Origin of the sequence: Streptomyces sp. ISL-87 (assembly GCF_018614095.1) — a bacterium.
In the GTDB taxonomy this organism is placed as follows: Bacteria; Actinomycetota; Actinomycetes; order Streptomycetales; family Streptomycetaceae; genus Streptomyces.
On the sequence record NZ_JAGGOY010000140.1, the window covers coordinates 1 to 14142 of the forward strand.

The 14142-nt window shown below is 73.8% G+C and carries 11 protein-coding genes and 5 tRNA genes; 10 read left to right on the top strand and 6 right to left on the bottom strand.

Annotated elements, in window-relative coordinates:
• The first annotated feature begins 328 nt into the window (after positions 1–328).
• From cobT to J7I97_RS36505, 3 genes are all read left to right on the top strand, one after another.
• A complete protein-coding gene (cobT, locus tag J7I97_RS36495; RefSeq protein ID WP_214944289.1) occupies positions 329–3592 on the top strand; it encodes a nicotinate-nucleotide--dimethylbenzimidazole phosphoribosyltransferase in 3264 nt (1087 codons plus the stop codon).
• Between the two features lie 278 nt (positions 3593–3870).
• Positions 3871–5118 carry a uroporphyrinogen-III C-methyltransferase gene (cobA, locus tag J7I97_RS36500; protein ID WP_214944291.1) on the top strand — a complete coding sequence of 416 codons (1248 nt, stop codon included), beginning with the start codon at positions 3871–3873 and terminating at the stop codon, positions 5116–5118.
• A gap of 58 nt (positions 5119–5176) precedes the next feature.
• Positions 5177–6010 carry an RNA methyltransferase gene (locus J7I97_RS36505; RefSeq protein ID WP_214944293.1) on the top strand — a complete coding sequence of 278 codons (834 nt, stop codon included), beginning with the start codon at positions 5177–5179 and terminating at the stop codon, positions 6008–6010.
• 73 nt (positions 6011–6083) lie between these two features.
• On the opposite strand, the gene J7I97_RS36510 is transcribed toward J7I97_RS36505, so the two are convergent.
• Positions 6084–7298 (bottom strand): serine/threonine-protein kinase, encoded by a 1215-nt coding sequence (locus J7I97_RS36510; protein ID WP_214944295.1) that lies wholly within the window; start codon positions 7296–7298, stop codon positions 6084–6086.
• A gap of 563 nt (positions 7299–7861) precedes the next feature.
• Between J7I97_RS36510 and J7I97_RS36515 the strand changes: the two genes are divergently transcribed.
• The 4 genes from J7I97_RS36515 to J7I97_RS36530 all read left to right on the top strand — a co-directional run bounded on the left by J7I97_RS36515 (position 7862) and on the right by J7I97_RS36530 (position 10550).
• Positions 7862–8047 carry a hypothetical protein gene (locus J7I97_RS36515; RefSeq protein ID WP_214944297.1) on the top strand — a complete coding sequence of 62 codons (186 nt, stop codon included), beginning with the start codon at positions 7862–7864 and terminating at the stop codon, positions 8045–8047.
• Positions 8048–8315: 268 nt separating this feature from the next.
• Complete coding sequence (locus tag J7I97_RS36520; protein WP_214944299.1) at positions 8316–8636, top strand: hypothetical protein; 321 nt, start codon at positions 8316–8318, stop codon at positions 8634–8636.
• A 635-nt stretch (positions 8637–9271) separates the two neighbouring features.
• Positions 9272–10177 carry a phosphotransferase family protein gene (locus J7I97_RS40565; protein ID WP_374195543.1) on the top strand — a complete coding sequence of 302 codons (906 nt, stop codon included), beginning with the start codon at positions 9272–9274 and terminating at the stop codon, positions 10175–10177.
• A 64-nt stretch (positions 10178–10241) separates the two neighbouring features.
• Entirely contained in the window at positions 10242–10550 is a 309-nt protein-coding gene (locus J7I97_RS36530) for a zf-TFIIB domain-containing protein (RefSeq protein WP_214944301.1), read from the top strand.
• Between the two features lie 52 nt (positions 10551–10602).
• Here J7I97_RS36530 and J7I97_RS36535 read toward each other — a convergent pair.
• The 5 genes from J7I97_RS36535 to J7I97_RS36555 form a co-directional block, all read right to left on the bottom strand.
• Positions 10603–10677 (bottom strand) — tRNA-Val (locus J7I97_RS36535).
• Positions 10678–10719: 42 nt separating this feature from the next.
• A tRNA-Val gene (locus tag J7I97_RS36540) sits at positions 10720–10791 on the bottom strand.
• Positions 10792–10810: 19 nt separating this feature from the next.
• Positions 10811–10882 (bottom strand) — tRNA-Val (locus J7I97_RS36545).
• A 1-nt stretch (position 10883) separates the two neighbouring features.
• Positions 10884–10957: transfer RNA gene (locus tag J7I97_RS36550), tRNA-Cys, on the bottom strand.
• Between the two features lie 39 nt (positions 10958–10996).
• Positions 10997–11069: transfer RNA gene (locus J7I97_RS36555), tRNA-Gly, on the bottom strand.
• Between the two features lie 179 nt (positions 11070–11248).
• Between J7I97_RS36555 and J7I97_RS36560 the strand changes: the two genes are divergently transcribed.
• From J7I97_RS36560 to J7I97_RS36570, 3 genes are all read left to right on the top strand, one after another.
• Positions 11249–12346, top strand: coding sequence for a chorismate-binding protein (locus J7I97_RS36560; protein ID WP_214944302.1), 1098 nt, complete (start codon positions 11249–11251; stop codon positions 12344–12346).
• Positions 12343–13164: an aminotransferase class IV gene (locus tag J7I97_RS36565; protein ID WP_214944304.1), complete on the top strand. Its 822-nt coding sequence runs from the start codon at positions 12343–12345 to the stop codon at positions 13162–13164. The genes J7I97_RS36560 and J7I97_RS36565 overlap by 4 nt, the downstream gene beginning before the upstream one ends.
• A 64-nt stretch (positions 13165–13228) precedes the next feature.
• Positions 13229–14053 (top strand): GNAT family N-acetyltransferase, encoded by an 825-nt coding sequence (locus J7I97_RS36570; protein ID WP_214944306.1) that lies wholly within the window; start codon positions 13229–13231, stop codon positions 14051–14053.
• The last annotated feature ends 89 nt before the right edge of the window (positions 14054–14142 follow it).

Genomic DNA, 14142 nt, shown 5'->3' on the forward strand with positions numbered 1-14142 from the left:
CCCCGGCAAACCTTTCCGGCCACGACACCAGTCAGGAGGCCGGGGTAGGCTGGCCGATCGTCGTACTGCCCCCGCACGTCCGGGCACGACGGCACCGGAGTCGGTACGCGGACCGCGCGACGTGGCGCAGTCCACAGCAGACCGTGCCGGTTATGGCCGCCACGACGGCCGACGAGCGCGACAATGCTTACTGGTTGTTGTGCAGGAGTACGTGAGGCGAGCGCGTCGCACGGCAACCCCGCACGGCAACCCCGCACGGCAACACGCGCGGCGGCCCTGTGGACGACCGGGCGATCGAAGAGGCAACACCGATGGGCGAGGGGTAAGCATGACTGACACCGGCCAGGTCCCGGGCGAGGGTCACCCGGACAACGCGGGCATGGTGGATCAGCAGGGCTTCCCCGCCCCGGTCCAGGAACCCGCACCGACGCAGCCTCAGGCTCCGGCTCCGATTCCGGCGATGCCGGCCCAGGCTTCCGCTCCCGCGGGCTACGCCTTCCAGGACCTCGTCGACAACCCGGCCGAGCCGGAGGACGAGGAACTGCTCCTGATGCCCAGCGGGCAGGGCGCGTGGAGCGACCCGCAGGTGGTCCCGCCGGTGCCCGCCTTCCCGATGGAGCCCGTGTACACCGAGTACCCGGAGACGCCCGCGGCTTACGCCGAGCCCGTGTACCCCGGCTTCGCCGAGCCCGCTCAGTTCGCCCAGCCCGGTTTTCCCGAGGCCGCCCAGCCCGGTTTTCCTGACGCCGCGTACAGCACGGGCGCGCACGAGGCGGGCGGCCGTGACTCCGGCGCCCTCGACCTCGGCGGCCTGATCAGCCCGCAGCCCGTCGCCGGGGTTCCCGTCACCCCGGCGCGGCGCCCCCTGCACATGGGTCCGCCGATGCCCGAGGCCGGCGGAGTCGTACGTTCCCTCGCGGACCGGGGTCCGGCCGCCGCGCCGGCGGCCCCTGTGGCACCGGGGGCGCCCGTCGTCGCCGCAGCTGAGCCGAACACGCCGGCGACGCCGGTTCCGATGAGCGGGCCGGGACCGCAGACCACTGGCCCCGAGTACCTGGACGTCCCGGGGGCGGAAGCCGCGGTCTCGCCGGCCGCGCCGCAGCTGGGCGAGATCCCGCCGCAGGCTGGGGCCCCGTGGGCGGCGGAGCCGGCAGTTCCGGTCGCTGCGCCCGAGGTTGAGGCCGTGGCCGCGGAGGCGGCCGTGGCCGCCGCGCCGGAGCCCGCGCCCGCGCCGGAGCCCGCGCCCGCGCCGGAACCGGTCGCGCCGCCGGAGCAGGAGCCCGCGGTTGAGGCCGCGGTGGAGGCCGTCGAGGTCGCGCCGGAGCCCCAGCCCCAGCCCGAACCCGCGCCGGCCGCGATGGCAGCGCAGCCCGAGCCCGTGGTGGAGTCCGCTCCCCAGATGCCGGTTCCCGCCGCGGCGGTTGTCGTACCGCAGCCCGCGCCCGAGCCGGTCGTGGAGCCCGCGCCGGAAGCGCAGCCGGTGGTGGAGGCCGCCCCGGAGCCGGTCGTGGCCGAGGCCGTGTTGGCCGGGCCGCCCGTCGAACTGCCGGTCGAACCGCCGCTCGTTGAGCCCGTCCCGGAGCCGGCCGTGCAGCCGGTCGCAGAGTCGGCCGAGCAGCCGGTCGCGGAGCCCGCCCCGGAGTCGGAGCCGCTGCCCGCGGAAACGGCGGCCCAGGCCCCGGAGCCCGAGGCGGCCGCACTGGACGCCGTACCGGCCGAGCCGGAGCCGGAGTCCGGGCAGGTGCCCGAGGCCGCGGCCGTCGCGGAGCCCGCCGCTGTCGCGGAGCCCGCCGCCGAGCCCGAAGCCGAGCCCGAGACCCCGGCGGAGCCCGCCGAGGCCACCGCCGTGGTCACCGCCACCGAGCCGGCCCCCGGGTACAACGACGCCGAGCGCGAGGCCGTCCTGCGCGTGATGCGCGAGCGCCGCGACATCCGCAAGGGCTTCCGGACCGACCCCATCCCGCACGAGGTGCTGCTCCGCGTCCTGGAGGCGGCCCACACCGCCCCCAGCGTCGGCCACTCCCAGCCCTGGGACTTCGTCGTCATCCGCTCGGCCGAGACCCGCCGAACGATGCACGAACTCGCCCAGCGCCAGCGCGAGGCCTACGCCAAGTCGCTGCCCAAGGGCCGGGCCAAGCAGTTCAAGGAACTCAAGATCGAGGCCATCCTCGACACCCCGGTGAACATCGTCGTCACCGCCGACCCCACCCGCGGAGGCCGCCACACGCTCGGCCGCCACACCCAGCCGCAGATGGCCCCGTACTCCTCCGCCCTCGCCGTGGAGAACCTCTGGCTCGCCGCCCGCGCCGAGGGCCTCGGCGTCGGCTGGGTCAGCTTCTTCGACGAGCGCGAGATGGTGCGCGAGCTGGGCCTGCCGGAGCACCTGGAGGTCGTCGCGTACCTGTGCGTCGGCTACGTGGACGAGTTCCCCGAGGAGCCCGAGCTCGCGCAGGCCGGCTGGTCCCAGCGCCGGCCGCTGGCCTGGGTCGTGCACGAGGAGACGTACGGCCGCCGCGCGCTGCCCGGCGAGGAGCCGCACGACCTGCTCTCCGAGACGGTCGCCAGCATCCGCCCGCTCGACGCGAAGGCGCTGGGCGAGGCGTGGGAGCGGCAGAAGCGCATGACGAAGCCGGCCGGCGCGCTGGGCATGCTCGAAATCATCTCCGCGCAGCTGTCCGGCCTCTCCCGGGTCTGCCCGCCGCCGATCCCGGAGCCCGCTGCGGTCGCGATCTTCGCGGGTGACCACGGAGTGCACGCCCAGGGCGTCACCCCCTGGCCGCAGGAGGTCACCACGCAGATGGTGGCCAACTTCCTGGGCGGCGGGGCGGTCTGCAACGCCTTCGCCAACCAGGTGGGCGCAGAGGTCTGCGTGATCGACGTGGGTGTCGCGGGGGACCTCCCGGCCACCCCGGGCCTGCTGCCGCGCAAGGTCCGCCCGGGCACGGCGGACCTCTCCGTCGGCCCGGCGATGACCCGCGAGGAGGCCGTCGCGGCCATCGAGGTGGGCATCGAGACGGCCCGCGACCTGGTCGCGGCCGGCAACAAGGCCCTGCTCACCGGTGAGATGGGCATCGCGAACACGACGGTGTCCGCAGCCCTCATCTCGGTCTTCACGGGCGTCGACCCGGCCGAGGTCACGGGCCGCGGTACGGGCATCAACGACGAGACGCACGCCCGAAAGGTCGAGGTCGTACGGCGGGCCCTCGATCTCCACCAGCCGGACCCGGCGGACCCGGTCGGCGTCCTGGCGGCGATCGGCGGCCTGGAGCACGCGGCGATCGTCGGCCTCCTCCTCGGCGGCGCCTCCCTGCGCACCCCGGTGATCCTGGACGGCGTCAGCGCGGGCGCGGCCGCCCTCGTGGCCCGGGCCATCGCCCCGGAGTCCCTGTCGGCGTGCATCGCGGGCCACCGCAGCGCGGAGCCGGGCCACGTGGCGGCCCTGAACAAGCTCGGCCTGCGCCCCCTGGTCGACCTGGACCTCCGCCTCGGTGAGGGCACGGGCGCGCTCCTGGCCCTGCCCCTGGTCCAGAGCGCGGCCCGCGCGATGCACGAAGTGGCCACGTTCGACTCCGCCGGCGTCACCGAAAAGTAACCGGGCGCCCCGCCCGGTCCCGGCGGGGCCGTCCCCTACCCACCCTTCCGTTCCCCGGGCTCCGCCCGGACCCGGTCCTCAAAAGCCGGACGGGCTGAAAGATCCAGCCTCGCCGGCGTTCGGGGCGCGGTGTTCCGGCGAAGCCGCCCCGGAACACCGGCGGAGCCACCGGTATCGTGGACCCCGGACGGGCAACACCGCACGGCACGCCCACCCCAGCCGCTCCAGCGCAGCAGCGGCCCAGCTGATCCACCGCCGCATCAGGAGCCGCAACCGCCATGGCACATCCGGCCGCACACCCGGCACACCCCGCGTACCCCGTAGGACTCCGCCTGGCCGGCCGCCGCGTCGTCGTCATCGGCGGCGGCCAGGTCGCCCAGCGCCGCCTCCCCGCGCTCATCGCCGCCGGCGCCGACGTCCTGCTGATCTCCCCCTCAGCCACCCCCTCCGTGGACGCCATGGCGGAGACCGGCGAGATCCGCTGGGAGCGCCGCCGCTACCAGGACGGTGACCTCGACGACGCCTGGTACGCCCTGATCGCCACCCGGGACCGCGAGGCCAACGACCACGCCTCCGCCGAAGCCGAGCGCAAGCGCGTCTGGTGCGTCCGCGCCGACGACGCCGAGGCGGCCACCGCCTGGACCCCCGCCACCGGCCGCGTGGAGGGCGTCACCGTGGCCGTGCTGACCGGCAACGACCCGCGCCGCTCCGCCGCCGTCCGCGATGCCGTCGTAGAGGGCCTGCGCGACGGCAGCCTCGCGGCCCCCGGCCACCGCCACCACAACCCCGGTGTCGCCCTCGTCGGCGGCGGTCCCGGCGACCCGGACCTCATCACCGTCCGCGGCCGCCGCCTCCTCGCCGAGGCCGACGTCGTCATCGCCGACCGGCTCGGCCCCCGCGACCTCCTCGACGAGCTCCCGCCGCACGTCGAGGTCATCGACGCGGCGAAGATCCCGTACGGCCGCTTCATGGCCCAGGAGGCCATCAACAACGCCCTGATCGAGCACGCCAAGGCGGGCAAGGCCGTGGTCCGCCTCAAGGGCGGGGATCCGTACGTCTTCGGCCGCGGCATGGAGGAGCTCCAGGCCCTCGCCGAGGCCGGCATCTCCTGCACCGTCGTCCCCGGGATCTCCAGCTCCATCTCGGTGCCCGGCGCCGCCGGCATCCCGGTCACCCACCGCGGCGTGGCCCACGAGTTCACCGTGGTCAGCGGCCACGTCGGCCCCGACGACCCGCGCTCGCTCGTGGACTGGGCCTCCCTCGCCAAGCTCACCGGCACCCTGGTCGTCCTGATGGGCGTCGACAAGATCGGCCTGATCGCCGAGGCCCTGGTCCGCCACGGCCGCTCCGCCGACACCCCGGTCGCGGTCGTCCAGGAGGGCACCACCGCCACCCAGCGCCGCGTGGACGCCACCCTCGCCACGGTCGGCGAGACCGTCCGCGTACAGGAGATCCGTCCGCCCGCGGTCATCGTCATCGGCGACGTCGTACGCGTCGGAACCCGGAGCGAGACCCCGACCGTCTGAACCGTCACCGCCCGACAGGGCCGTTGGCACCACACCCAGGACAAGGCAGTATCACCCTGTGGCTGATCTCATCACCGTCGAAGACCCCGACGACCCGCGCCTGCGCGACTACACGGGCCTGACCGACGTCGAACTCCGGCGCAGGCGCGAACCCGCGGAAGGCCTGTTCATCGCCGAGGGCGAGAAGGTCATCAGACGGGCCAAGGACGCCGGGTACGAGATGCGGTCGATGCTGCTCTCCGCCAAATGGGTCGACGTCATGCGCGACGTCATCGACGAGCTCCCGGCGCCGGTCTACGCCGTCACCCCGGAGCTCGCCGAACGCGTCACCGGCTACCACGTGCACCGCGGCGCCCTCGCGTCGATGCAGCGCAAGCCGCTCCCGGCGGCGGACGAGCTGCTGGCGGGTGACTCCGCGGGTCAGCGCATCGCCGTCTTCGAGGGGTTCGTCGACCACGCCAACCTGGGCGCCGCCTTCCGCAGTGCCGCCGCCCTCGGCATCAGCGCGATACTGCTCTCCCCGGACTGCGCGGACCCGCTGTACCGCAGGGCCATCAAGGTCTCGATGGGCTCAGTCTTCTCCGTTCCGTACGCGAGGCTCGACAAGTGGCCCGCCGATCTGGAGAAGGTCCGGGAGGCCGGATACCGGATTCTCGCCATGACCCCCAGCGAGAAGGCCACGCCGCTCGACCAGGTCCCCGCCGAGCGCTTCGCCCGTTCCGCGATCATGCTCGGTTCCGAGGGGCACGGCCTCTCCACCTACGCCCTGCGGGCCGCCGACGAGTGGGTCCGGATCCCCATGGCGGAGGGGATCGACTCCCTCAATGTGGCCGCGGCTTCGGCGGTGGCCTTCTACGCGACCCGCCCGCCCCAGGCGGCGCCGACTCCCTAGAACTCCAGGGCTCCGGAACTCCGGGCCCTGGAACTCCGGACCCTGGAACTGCGGGCACCTGGAAATCCGGGCCCTAGAACTTCTGGGCCGCAGCGATCCCCAGCGCCACGATCAGCGTCACCACGACGAACACGATCAGCCGCTGCCGCATCAGCTTCGGGTCCGGCCGCGAGGGCCGTCGCCCCGTCCCCGTCGTACGCGGGCCGGGGCGGCCGCCCGTACGCCCCGAGGTCGGCCGCGAGGACGGCCCGCCGGCGCCGCCCTGGTTCCGCGAGGACGAGGGCCGCGAATGGGGTCCGCTCTGCGGCCCCTGGCCCTGCCCCCCGTGGCCCTGTCCCGGTGGCCGCGGTACGGGCGTGCTGCCGGTACGCCGCTCCGTGCGCTGGTCCACGTACTGCTCGGCGAGCCGCCCCGTGGCCCGCTCGGGCCTGGCGCGCTGCGCAGGCGGGCGCCCGTCGGACAGCCCGTGCGCCTCGCGGGCCGCGATCTCCTTCAGCCGCATCGACAGCTGGAGAGTGCTGGGCCGCTCCTCGGGGTCCTTGGCCAGGCAGGCCCGTACGAGGGGCGCGAGCGCGTCCGGGACCCCGTGCAGCTGCGGCTCCTCGTGCACCACGCGGTACAGCATGACCTCGGAACTGCCGTGCCCGAAGGGCGAGTCGGCGGTCGCCGCGTAGGCGAGGGTGGCGCCGAGCGCGAAGACGTCGGTGGCCGGGGTGACGGCCGCGCCGCGCACCTGTTCGGGCGCGAGGAAGCCGGGGGAGCCGACGGCCGTGCCCACATGGGTGAGGGTGCTGGCGCCGGTGGCCCAGGCGATCCCGAAGTCGATGATCCGGGGGCCCTTGGGCGACAGAAGAATGTTCGAGGGCTTGAGGTCCCGGTGCACGACTCCGGCCTCGTGTACGGCGACCAGCCCCTCGGAGAGTGCCGCGCCGACGGCCGCGATCTGGGCAGCCGTCAGGGGACCTTCCTCGGCCACCTTGTCGTGCAGCGACGGACCGGGCACGTACTGGGTGGCGAACCACGGCCGCTCGGCCTCCAGGTCCGCCGCCACCAGGCGTGCGGTGCAGCCACCGCGGATCCGCCGGGCGGCGGACACCTCGCGCGCGAAACGCGAGCGGAACTCCTGGTCCTCGGCCAGGTCGGGCCGGATCACCTTGAGCGCGACACGCTGGCCGCGCCGGTCCGAGCCGAGGTAGACCACGCCCATGCCGCCCGCGCCGAGCCGCCGGTGCAGTCTGAACGAGCCGACGACACGCGGGTCCTCGCGCCGGAGCCGCATCATCGCCATGTCCACCCCGCTGACCGGTCGTCCTGTTGACGTGGCACAGCTTACGGACCATCCGCCACGAGCGCTCAGAGGCCGCGCCCTCGCCGGGAGGTTCGATTGTCAGTGCGGTGTCAGTGCGGTACGGCCTAATTGAGGGACCCTCAAGCGGGCAGGTGGATGATGGCCGGGTATGTGCGGGCGGCCCCAAACAGCCCTCGCGCCAAGGGTATTGAGGTGTCGCGGGGCCGATTCGGGGCGTGGGCGGGGCGTGTGCCGCCCAGGATCCCGAATTGATCTCGCGTGGACACCACTGGAGGACACGCATGTGCGGGGAGTGACGGAAGTGAGCGAAGTCACTACCCTCCGGTCATCCCTTCCGGGATGACCCCCATTACGGGGGAGGGGTCTCCACCCAGGGGAGTACGCGAGGGGTGTGCTCCTCATCCTCCTGGAGGCCCGGAAGTGGGTACGAAGGCATGAGGCCACGGGCGTTGCGCCCACCTAGTGTTGAAGACAAGCGGCGGGTGGCGCACTCGTCCCCCGAGGTCACAAGCCCGCCGCTGCCAAACGACAGGGAGAGGACCATGGCGGACATCGCACGGCAGGGACGCAAGGCATTCGCGTTCAACAGCCATGAGTCCGGCACGCGCCACCCGCTGGTGGCCGCGGCCATGGTGCTCCCCTTGGCCGCCCTCCTGCTCTTCGTCTTCGGAGGTTTCGATCAGGTGGCGGCACAGGCGTCGTCCGTGGGCGTGATGCTGGGGCGCTGAGCGGCGCTCCAGGCCCGGGAGAGCGGCCCGGGCCAGACATCGGCCCGTCGAACCCCGTGGGGACGGGGGCACGACGGCGGACGGCAGGTGAAGGGTGCTGCCCGTACGACTGGGGAGTCGGACGGGCAGCACCCTTTTTCATGCGGCCACTCTCATGCGGCCACGCCTCCCCGGCGAGGGCGCGCCAGCCCGCAAGCGGTCCTTGCGGCCGGTGTTCCGTAACCTGGCTGCGGACCGTGAGGCGAGGGACCGGAGGCACGGAGCAGCGATGACCCAGGCGAATGCCACGTGGCGCCTCATGCGCCAGGACACACTGCTCGGCACGATCACCGTGGAGGAGGCCGACTTCCCCTGGCTCAGCGGCGGCTTCCGCCCCGAGCCGGCCTTCGCGCAGGTGAAGCCGTGGTTCGACGAAGCCCTGGCCGCCATGGAGACCGAAGCCTTCGGCGAGCGGTTCGACGCCGCGTACGACCGCATCGCCCGAGCGCTGACACTCGTATCGCCCTCGGGGCCGGTGGCCGAGTTCCTGCTGCACGTCGACGGGGACGTGGCATGGTTCCGCTGGAACGACGAGTCGGACGAAGGGTGACCGTGTCGCTGCCCGCCGCGCTCGCGGCCCACGCGGGGTCCGGCCGCCGGATGCCGTACGTACTCCTGGCCGACCGGGACGACGGGTGCGTGGTGCGGTGCGGAGACGTCGTGGCTAAGGCGCACGCGGGGGACAGCGACCGGGACGGCCTCGCCGTACGGGTGCGGATCGCCGGGGACCGGTCGCTGACCGGTGTGCTGCTGCCCCCGCTGCGGATCGAGGTCGACCAAGTCCACGGGCGGCCCGTGTCCCTGTGGCCCTACGGCGCGCCCGTCGACCCGAAGCGCCCCGAGGACGCCCCCTGGGAGGCGGCCGCCCGACTGCTGGCGGCCCTGCACCAGGTGCCCCTCTACCGCCTCCCGGGCCCGGTCCCCCCGATGCGGGGCCCCGCCAAACTCGCCCGCGCCCTCCACCGCCTGTCCACGACCCCCGGCCTCACCGGCCCGGGCTCCGCCGACAGGTCGGCAGCGCCTGGACCCGCCGTCCCCGGCCCGGCCGAGCCAGTAGGAGTGCCCGGCTTCACCAGCCCTGGCCCCGCCGACCGGGCAGGGGCCCCTGGACTGACGAGCCCCGGCCCGGCGGCCCAGGCAGGGGTGTCTGGCCTCACCGGCCCGGGTCCCGCCGACCCGGTAGGCGTGGCTGGACTTACCGGCGCCAGCCCCGCCGATCGGGCAGGGGCCCCTGGACTGACGAGCCCCGGCCCGGCGGCCCAGGCAGGGGTGTCTGGCCTCACCGGCCCGGGTCCCGCCGACCCGGTAGGCGTGGCTGGACTTACCGGCGCCGGCCCCGCCGATCGGGCAGGGCCGGCCGGACTCACCCTCCCCGGTCCGGCCGAGCGGGCAGCGGCAGCGGCGGCGGCGGCGCCCGGATCTGCCCGTCCCGGCCCCGGCGAACGGGCGGCGGCGCTAGGGCTTGCCTTTCCCGGGCCGGGGCCCAGGCCGGGTGAGCTGGTGGCAGTGGCTCCGGCGGAGGGGCAAGGGGGAGGCGGTCGCGACCGCGAGGTGGCGCCCTCGTCCGGCGCCGGGTCCGTCGAGGCCGGGCATCCGACGGTCGCCGACGCCGAGGTCGTGCGGGCCGCCGCCCGTACGCTGCCCGCCTGGGCCCGCGGCGAGGCGGGGCCCCCGGACGGCGGGGTGCTGTGCCACGGGGACCTGCACCTCGGGCAGTTGGTCCGGTTCCCTGCTCCGGAGGGGGCCTGGCGGCTCATCGACGTGGACGACCTCGGTATCGGCACGCCCGCCTGGGACCTCGCCCGCCCCGCCGCCTGGTACGCCGCCGGAATCCTCGACACCGGCACCTGGCTGCGCTTCCTCGACGCCTACCGCGCCGCCGGCGGCCCCGCGGCCGGCCCACCCGGCTCCGACCCCTGGCCGGAACTCGACCTCGCCGCCCGCGCCCTGACCGTGCAGACCGCCGCGCTCGCCCTCGCCAAGGCGGCCACCGAACGCCGCCGACTCGACGACGTGGAACGCCTGATGATGGACGCCTGTACCCGAATTGCTACGCTCCCGCCCGACTTGGAGCCCGGGACCGCGTCGTAGGGTGAGCCCACGCCACCGGGCACGCATCCGGTGTCGACGCGAACGGCGAGGAGTTGATCCGGTCATGCAGTGTCCGAAGTGTCACGCGATGATGCACACCTACAACCGCAACGGTGTCCAGATAGAGCAGTGCAGCGGCTGCCGCGGCATCTTCCTCGACTACGGCGAGCTGGAGGCCCTGACCCGCCTGGAGTCCCAGTACACCTCCCAGTACGGCCAGGTCCCGCCGCCCCCGCCGCAGGGCTACCCGGCCCCGGCCCCGGCCCCGCACGCCGCTCCCGCGCCCGCCTGGGGCGCCCCGCAGCACGGTCACGGCCACGGTCACGGCCAGCACCACCGCGGCGGTTTCGGCCGGATGCTGTTCTCCTCCTGACCGTGACAACGCGGAAGCCCCGGCCGTCGAAACGGCCGGGGCTTCCGGATGCTGGTGCGCGATACTGGGATTGAACCAGTGACCTCTTCCGTGTCAGGGAAGCGCTCTCCCGCTGAGCTAATCGCGCGGGCTCCGCGGCTCGGAAGCCGCAGGTCGAACAAGTACTGCGTGCGCGATACTGGGATTGAACCAGTGACCTCTTCCGTGTCAGGGAAGCGCTCTCCCGCTGAGCTAATCGCGCGGGGATCCTTGCGGACCAGTGGACGATACTGGGATTGAACCAGTGACCTCTTCCGTGTCAGGGAAGCGCTCTCCCGCTGAGCTAATCGTCCTTGGAGGTGGAGACGGGATTTGAACCCGTGTAGACGGCTTTGCAGGCCGTTGCCTCGCCTCTCGGCCACTCCACCATGGAGCTGCGGGGGTTCTCGGGAAGATCCCCCACTTCGAGCGGACGACGAGACTCGAACTCGCGACATCCACCTTGGCAAGGTGGTGCTCTACCAACTGAGCTACGTCCGCAGGTCACCGTGTTCACTCCGGGGTTTTCCCCTTCGCTCCCTGGCGACGTGTTGAACTCTAGCGGATTCCCGGGCCAGCTCAAAAACACGTTTCCGCAGCGTGCTGCCGCACGATCACCACCGGTCACACGGAAGTCACCCCACCGGCGCCGCCACGTCACCGGCCATAGACTCGCAGCCGTGCACGACCTGCTTCCTCTGGCCCGCTTCGGCGGCCTCCTCGCGACCGACCTCCGCGACGTCACCAGCGACCCCTCCGCCCTCGACTCCTCCGGGTTCTGGGCGGTGTCCGCCGACTTCGAAGGCCGGCTGGTCTGCGCGCGCTTCGGGGACATACGCCCCGCGCCCGTCCCCGCTCCCGTCCCGGGAGCCTGGCGCGGGCCCGCCACCGACCGGTGGACCTCCTCGCTCGACCGCACCGCGTACGTCGACGGCGTACGCCGCATCCGCGAGCACATCGCCGCCGGCGAGGTCTACCAGGCCAATCTCTGCCGCGTGATGTCCGCGCCGCTCCCCGATCCGGCGGGCGCCGACGTCGACGCCCTCACGGCCCTGCTCGCGCGCGGCAACCCGGCCCCGTACGCAGGAACGATTCGGCTCCCCGCCCACGGCGTCGAGATCGCCACCGCCTCCCCCGAGCTGTACCTGCGCCGGGCGGGCCGCCACATCGAGTCCGGCCCCATCAAGGGCACCGGCCGCACCGCCGCGGACCTGCTCCCCAAGGACCACGCCGAGAACGTGATGATCGTGGACCTCGTACGCAACGACCTCGGCCGCGTCTGCGCCACCGGCTCCGTCGCCGTCCCCGAGCTGTGCGCCATCGAGGAGCACCCGGGCCTGGTCCACCTCGTCTCCACCGTCAGCGGCGAGCTCGCCGACGGCGCCGGCTGGCCCGAGCTGCTCGCCGCGACCTTCCCGCCCGGCTCCGTCACCGGCGCCCCCAAGTCCTCCGCCCTGCGGATCATCGAGGCCCTGGAGACCGCCCCGCGCGGCCCCTACTGCGGAGGCATCGGCTGGGTCGACGCCGACCGGGGCACCGCCGAGCTCGCGGTAGGCATCCGTACCTTCTGGATCGACCGCGAGGCCCCCGGCGGCCCCCGCCTGTGCTTCGGCACCGGCGCCGGGATCACCTGGGGATCCGACCCCGACCGCGAATGGGCGGAGACAGAACTGAAGGCCGTCCGGCTGCTCGGGGTAGCGTCGGCCTCCGGGACCCATGAGGCCGCAGGGACACCCGGCGGCCGCGAAGCGAGTGGAAGTGGAGGGACCGTACGGTGAGGATCTGGCTCGACGGATCACTGCGGGACGCCGATGACGCCAAGGTGTCCGTGTTCGACCACGGGCTGACCGTCGGCGACGGCGTGTTCGAGACGCTCAAGGCGCAGGACGGGACGGCCTTCGCCCTCACCCGCCATTTGGACCGGCTCACCCGCTCGGCCCGCGGCCTCGGGCTGCCCGACCCCGACCTCGACGAGGTGCGCCGCGCCTGCGCCGCCGTCCTGGAGGCCAACCCGATGCCCCTCGGCCGGCTGCGGATCACCTACACCGGCGGCCTGTCCCCGCTCGGGTCCGACCGCGGCGACAGCGGCACGACCCTGGTCGTCGCCGCCGGCGAGACCACCCGCCGACCGGACACCACCGCCGTCATCACCGTCCCCTGGGTCCGCAACGAGCGCTCCGCCGTGGCCGGGCTGAAGACCACCTCCTACGCCGAGAACGTGGTCGCGCTGGCCGCGGCGAACCGGGCGGGAGCCTCCGAGGCGCTGTTCGCCAACACCGTCGGGCAGCTCTGCGAGGGCACCGGCTCCAATGTGTTCGTCGTCCTCGACGGGGAACTGCACACCCCGCCCGTCGCCTCCGGCTGCCTCGCGGGCATCACCCGGGCCCTGGCCGTCGAATGGAGCGGGGCCAAGGAGACCGACCTCCCCTTCGACGTGCTGGAGCGGGCCGAGGAGATCTTCCTGACCTCCACCCTGCGCGATGTGCAGGCCGTCCACCGGGTCGACGGGCGGGAGATCGCCGCCGCGCCCGGCCCGGTCACCTCCAAGGCGATGCGCGTCTTCGACGAGCGCGCGGCCTCCGACCTCGACCCGTAACCGCAGCACGGGCGCGGCGAACAGGGTCTGTCGCCCGGGCCGCGGGGCGGGTAGAACTCGAGTGATGACCACCACCCTGCGGCCGAGCGGGCCGCTTCAGCAGAGCACCGCCGGGGCGCGCTCGCGCCCGTACGAGGTCCGCGTCAACAGCAGGCGCGTGGGCGCCCTGGTGATCGCCGCCGACACCCCCTTCGGGCCGACCGTCGGCGAGATCCGCGACCTGTCCATCGACGAACCGGACCGGCGGCGTGGCCGCGCCACGGTCGCGGCGCTCGCCGCCGAGGAGGTGCTGCGCGGCTGGGGCTGCCGCCGGGTCCGCGTCACGGTCCCCGCCGCCTCGGCCGGCGGGCTGCGGATGGCCCAGTCCCTCGGGTACACAGAGAACAGCCGCAACATGGCCAAGGAACTCCCGTCCGCGCCGCCCGCCCTGCGAGGGGGAGTCACCGGCCGGCCGATGACCGGGGCCGAGTACGAGGTCTGGCACCTCAAGGCGCTGGAGGACTACGCCGCCGACTGGACCAGCCGCGGCATGTCAGCGGAAGCCGCTCACGCGAAGTCGGTGGCCGACCACGAGGCCCAGCTGCCCCATGGCCTGGCCACCCCGGGCGCCACCTTCGCCGTCCTGGAGGCCGCCGGCGTGCCCGTCGGGCACGTGTGGCTGGCTCCCCGCGGGGAGGGCTCGTACATCTTCGACATCGAGGTGGCCCCCGGCCACCGGCGGCAGGGGTACGGCCGCGACCTGATGCTCCTCGCGGAACGCACGGCCCTCGCCGAGGACCACCGGATCCTCGCCCTCCAGGTCTTCGCTGGCAACACCCCGGCCCTGCGGCTGTACGAGTCCCTCGGCTACCGGCCCGTCCACGTGAATTACGCCAAGGACCTCGTCTAGTGCCGTGGCCGGAAGGGTTTGCCGGGGCGCGGCGTCCGGTGCGGTGCATCGCAAGGCGGAGGGCCGCGGTTCGTACTGGACGTACTTGC

What these genes read in the sequence shown, in the direction of transcription:
- J7I97_RS36520 (WP_214944299.1), top strand. Translation starts at nt 8,316, where the DNA reads ATGACCCAGGCGAATGCCACGTGGCGCCTCATGCGCCAGGACACACTG.
- J7I97_RS36570 (WP_214944306.1), top strand. Translation starts at nt 13,229, where the DNA reads ATGACCACCACCCTGCGGCCGAGCGGGCCGCTTCAGCAGAGCACCGCC.
- J7I97_RS36515 (WP_214944297.1), top strand. Translation starts at nt 7,862, where the DNA reads ATGGCGGACATCGCACGGCAGGGACGCAAGGCATTCGCGTTCAACAGC.
- cobA (WP_214944291.1), top strand. Translation starts at nt 3,871, where the DNA reads ATGGCACATCCGGCCGCACACCCGGCACACCCCGCGTACCCCGTAGGA.
- cobT (WP_214944289.1), top strand. Translation starts at nt 329, where the DNA reads ATGACTGACACCGGCCAGGTCCCGGGCGAGGGTCACCCGGACAACGCG.
- J7I97_RS36510 (WP_214944295.1), bottom strand. Translation starts at nt 7,298, where the DNA reads ATGGCGATGATGCGGCTCCGGCGCGAGGACCCGCGTGTCGTCGGCTCG.
- J7I97_RS36530 (WP_214944301.1), top strand. Translation starts at nt 10,242, where the DNA reads ATGCAGTGTCCGAAGTGTCACGCGATGATGCACACCTACAACCGCAAC.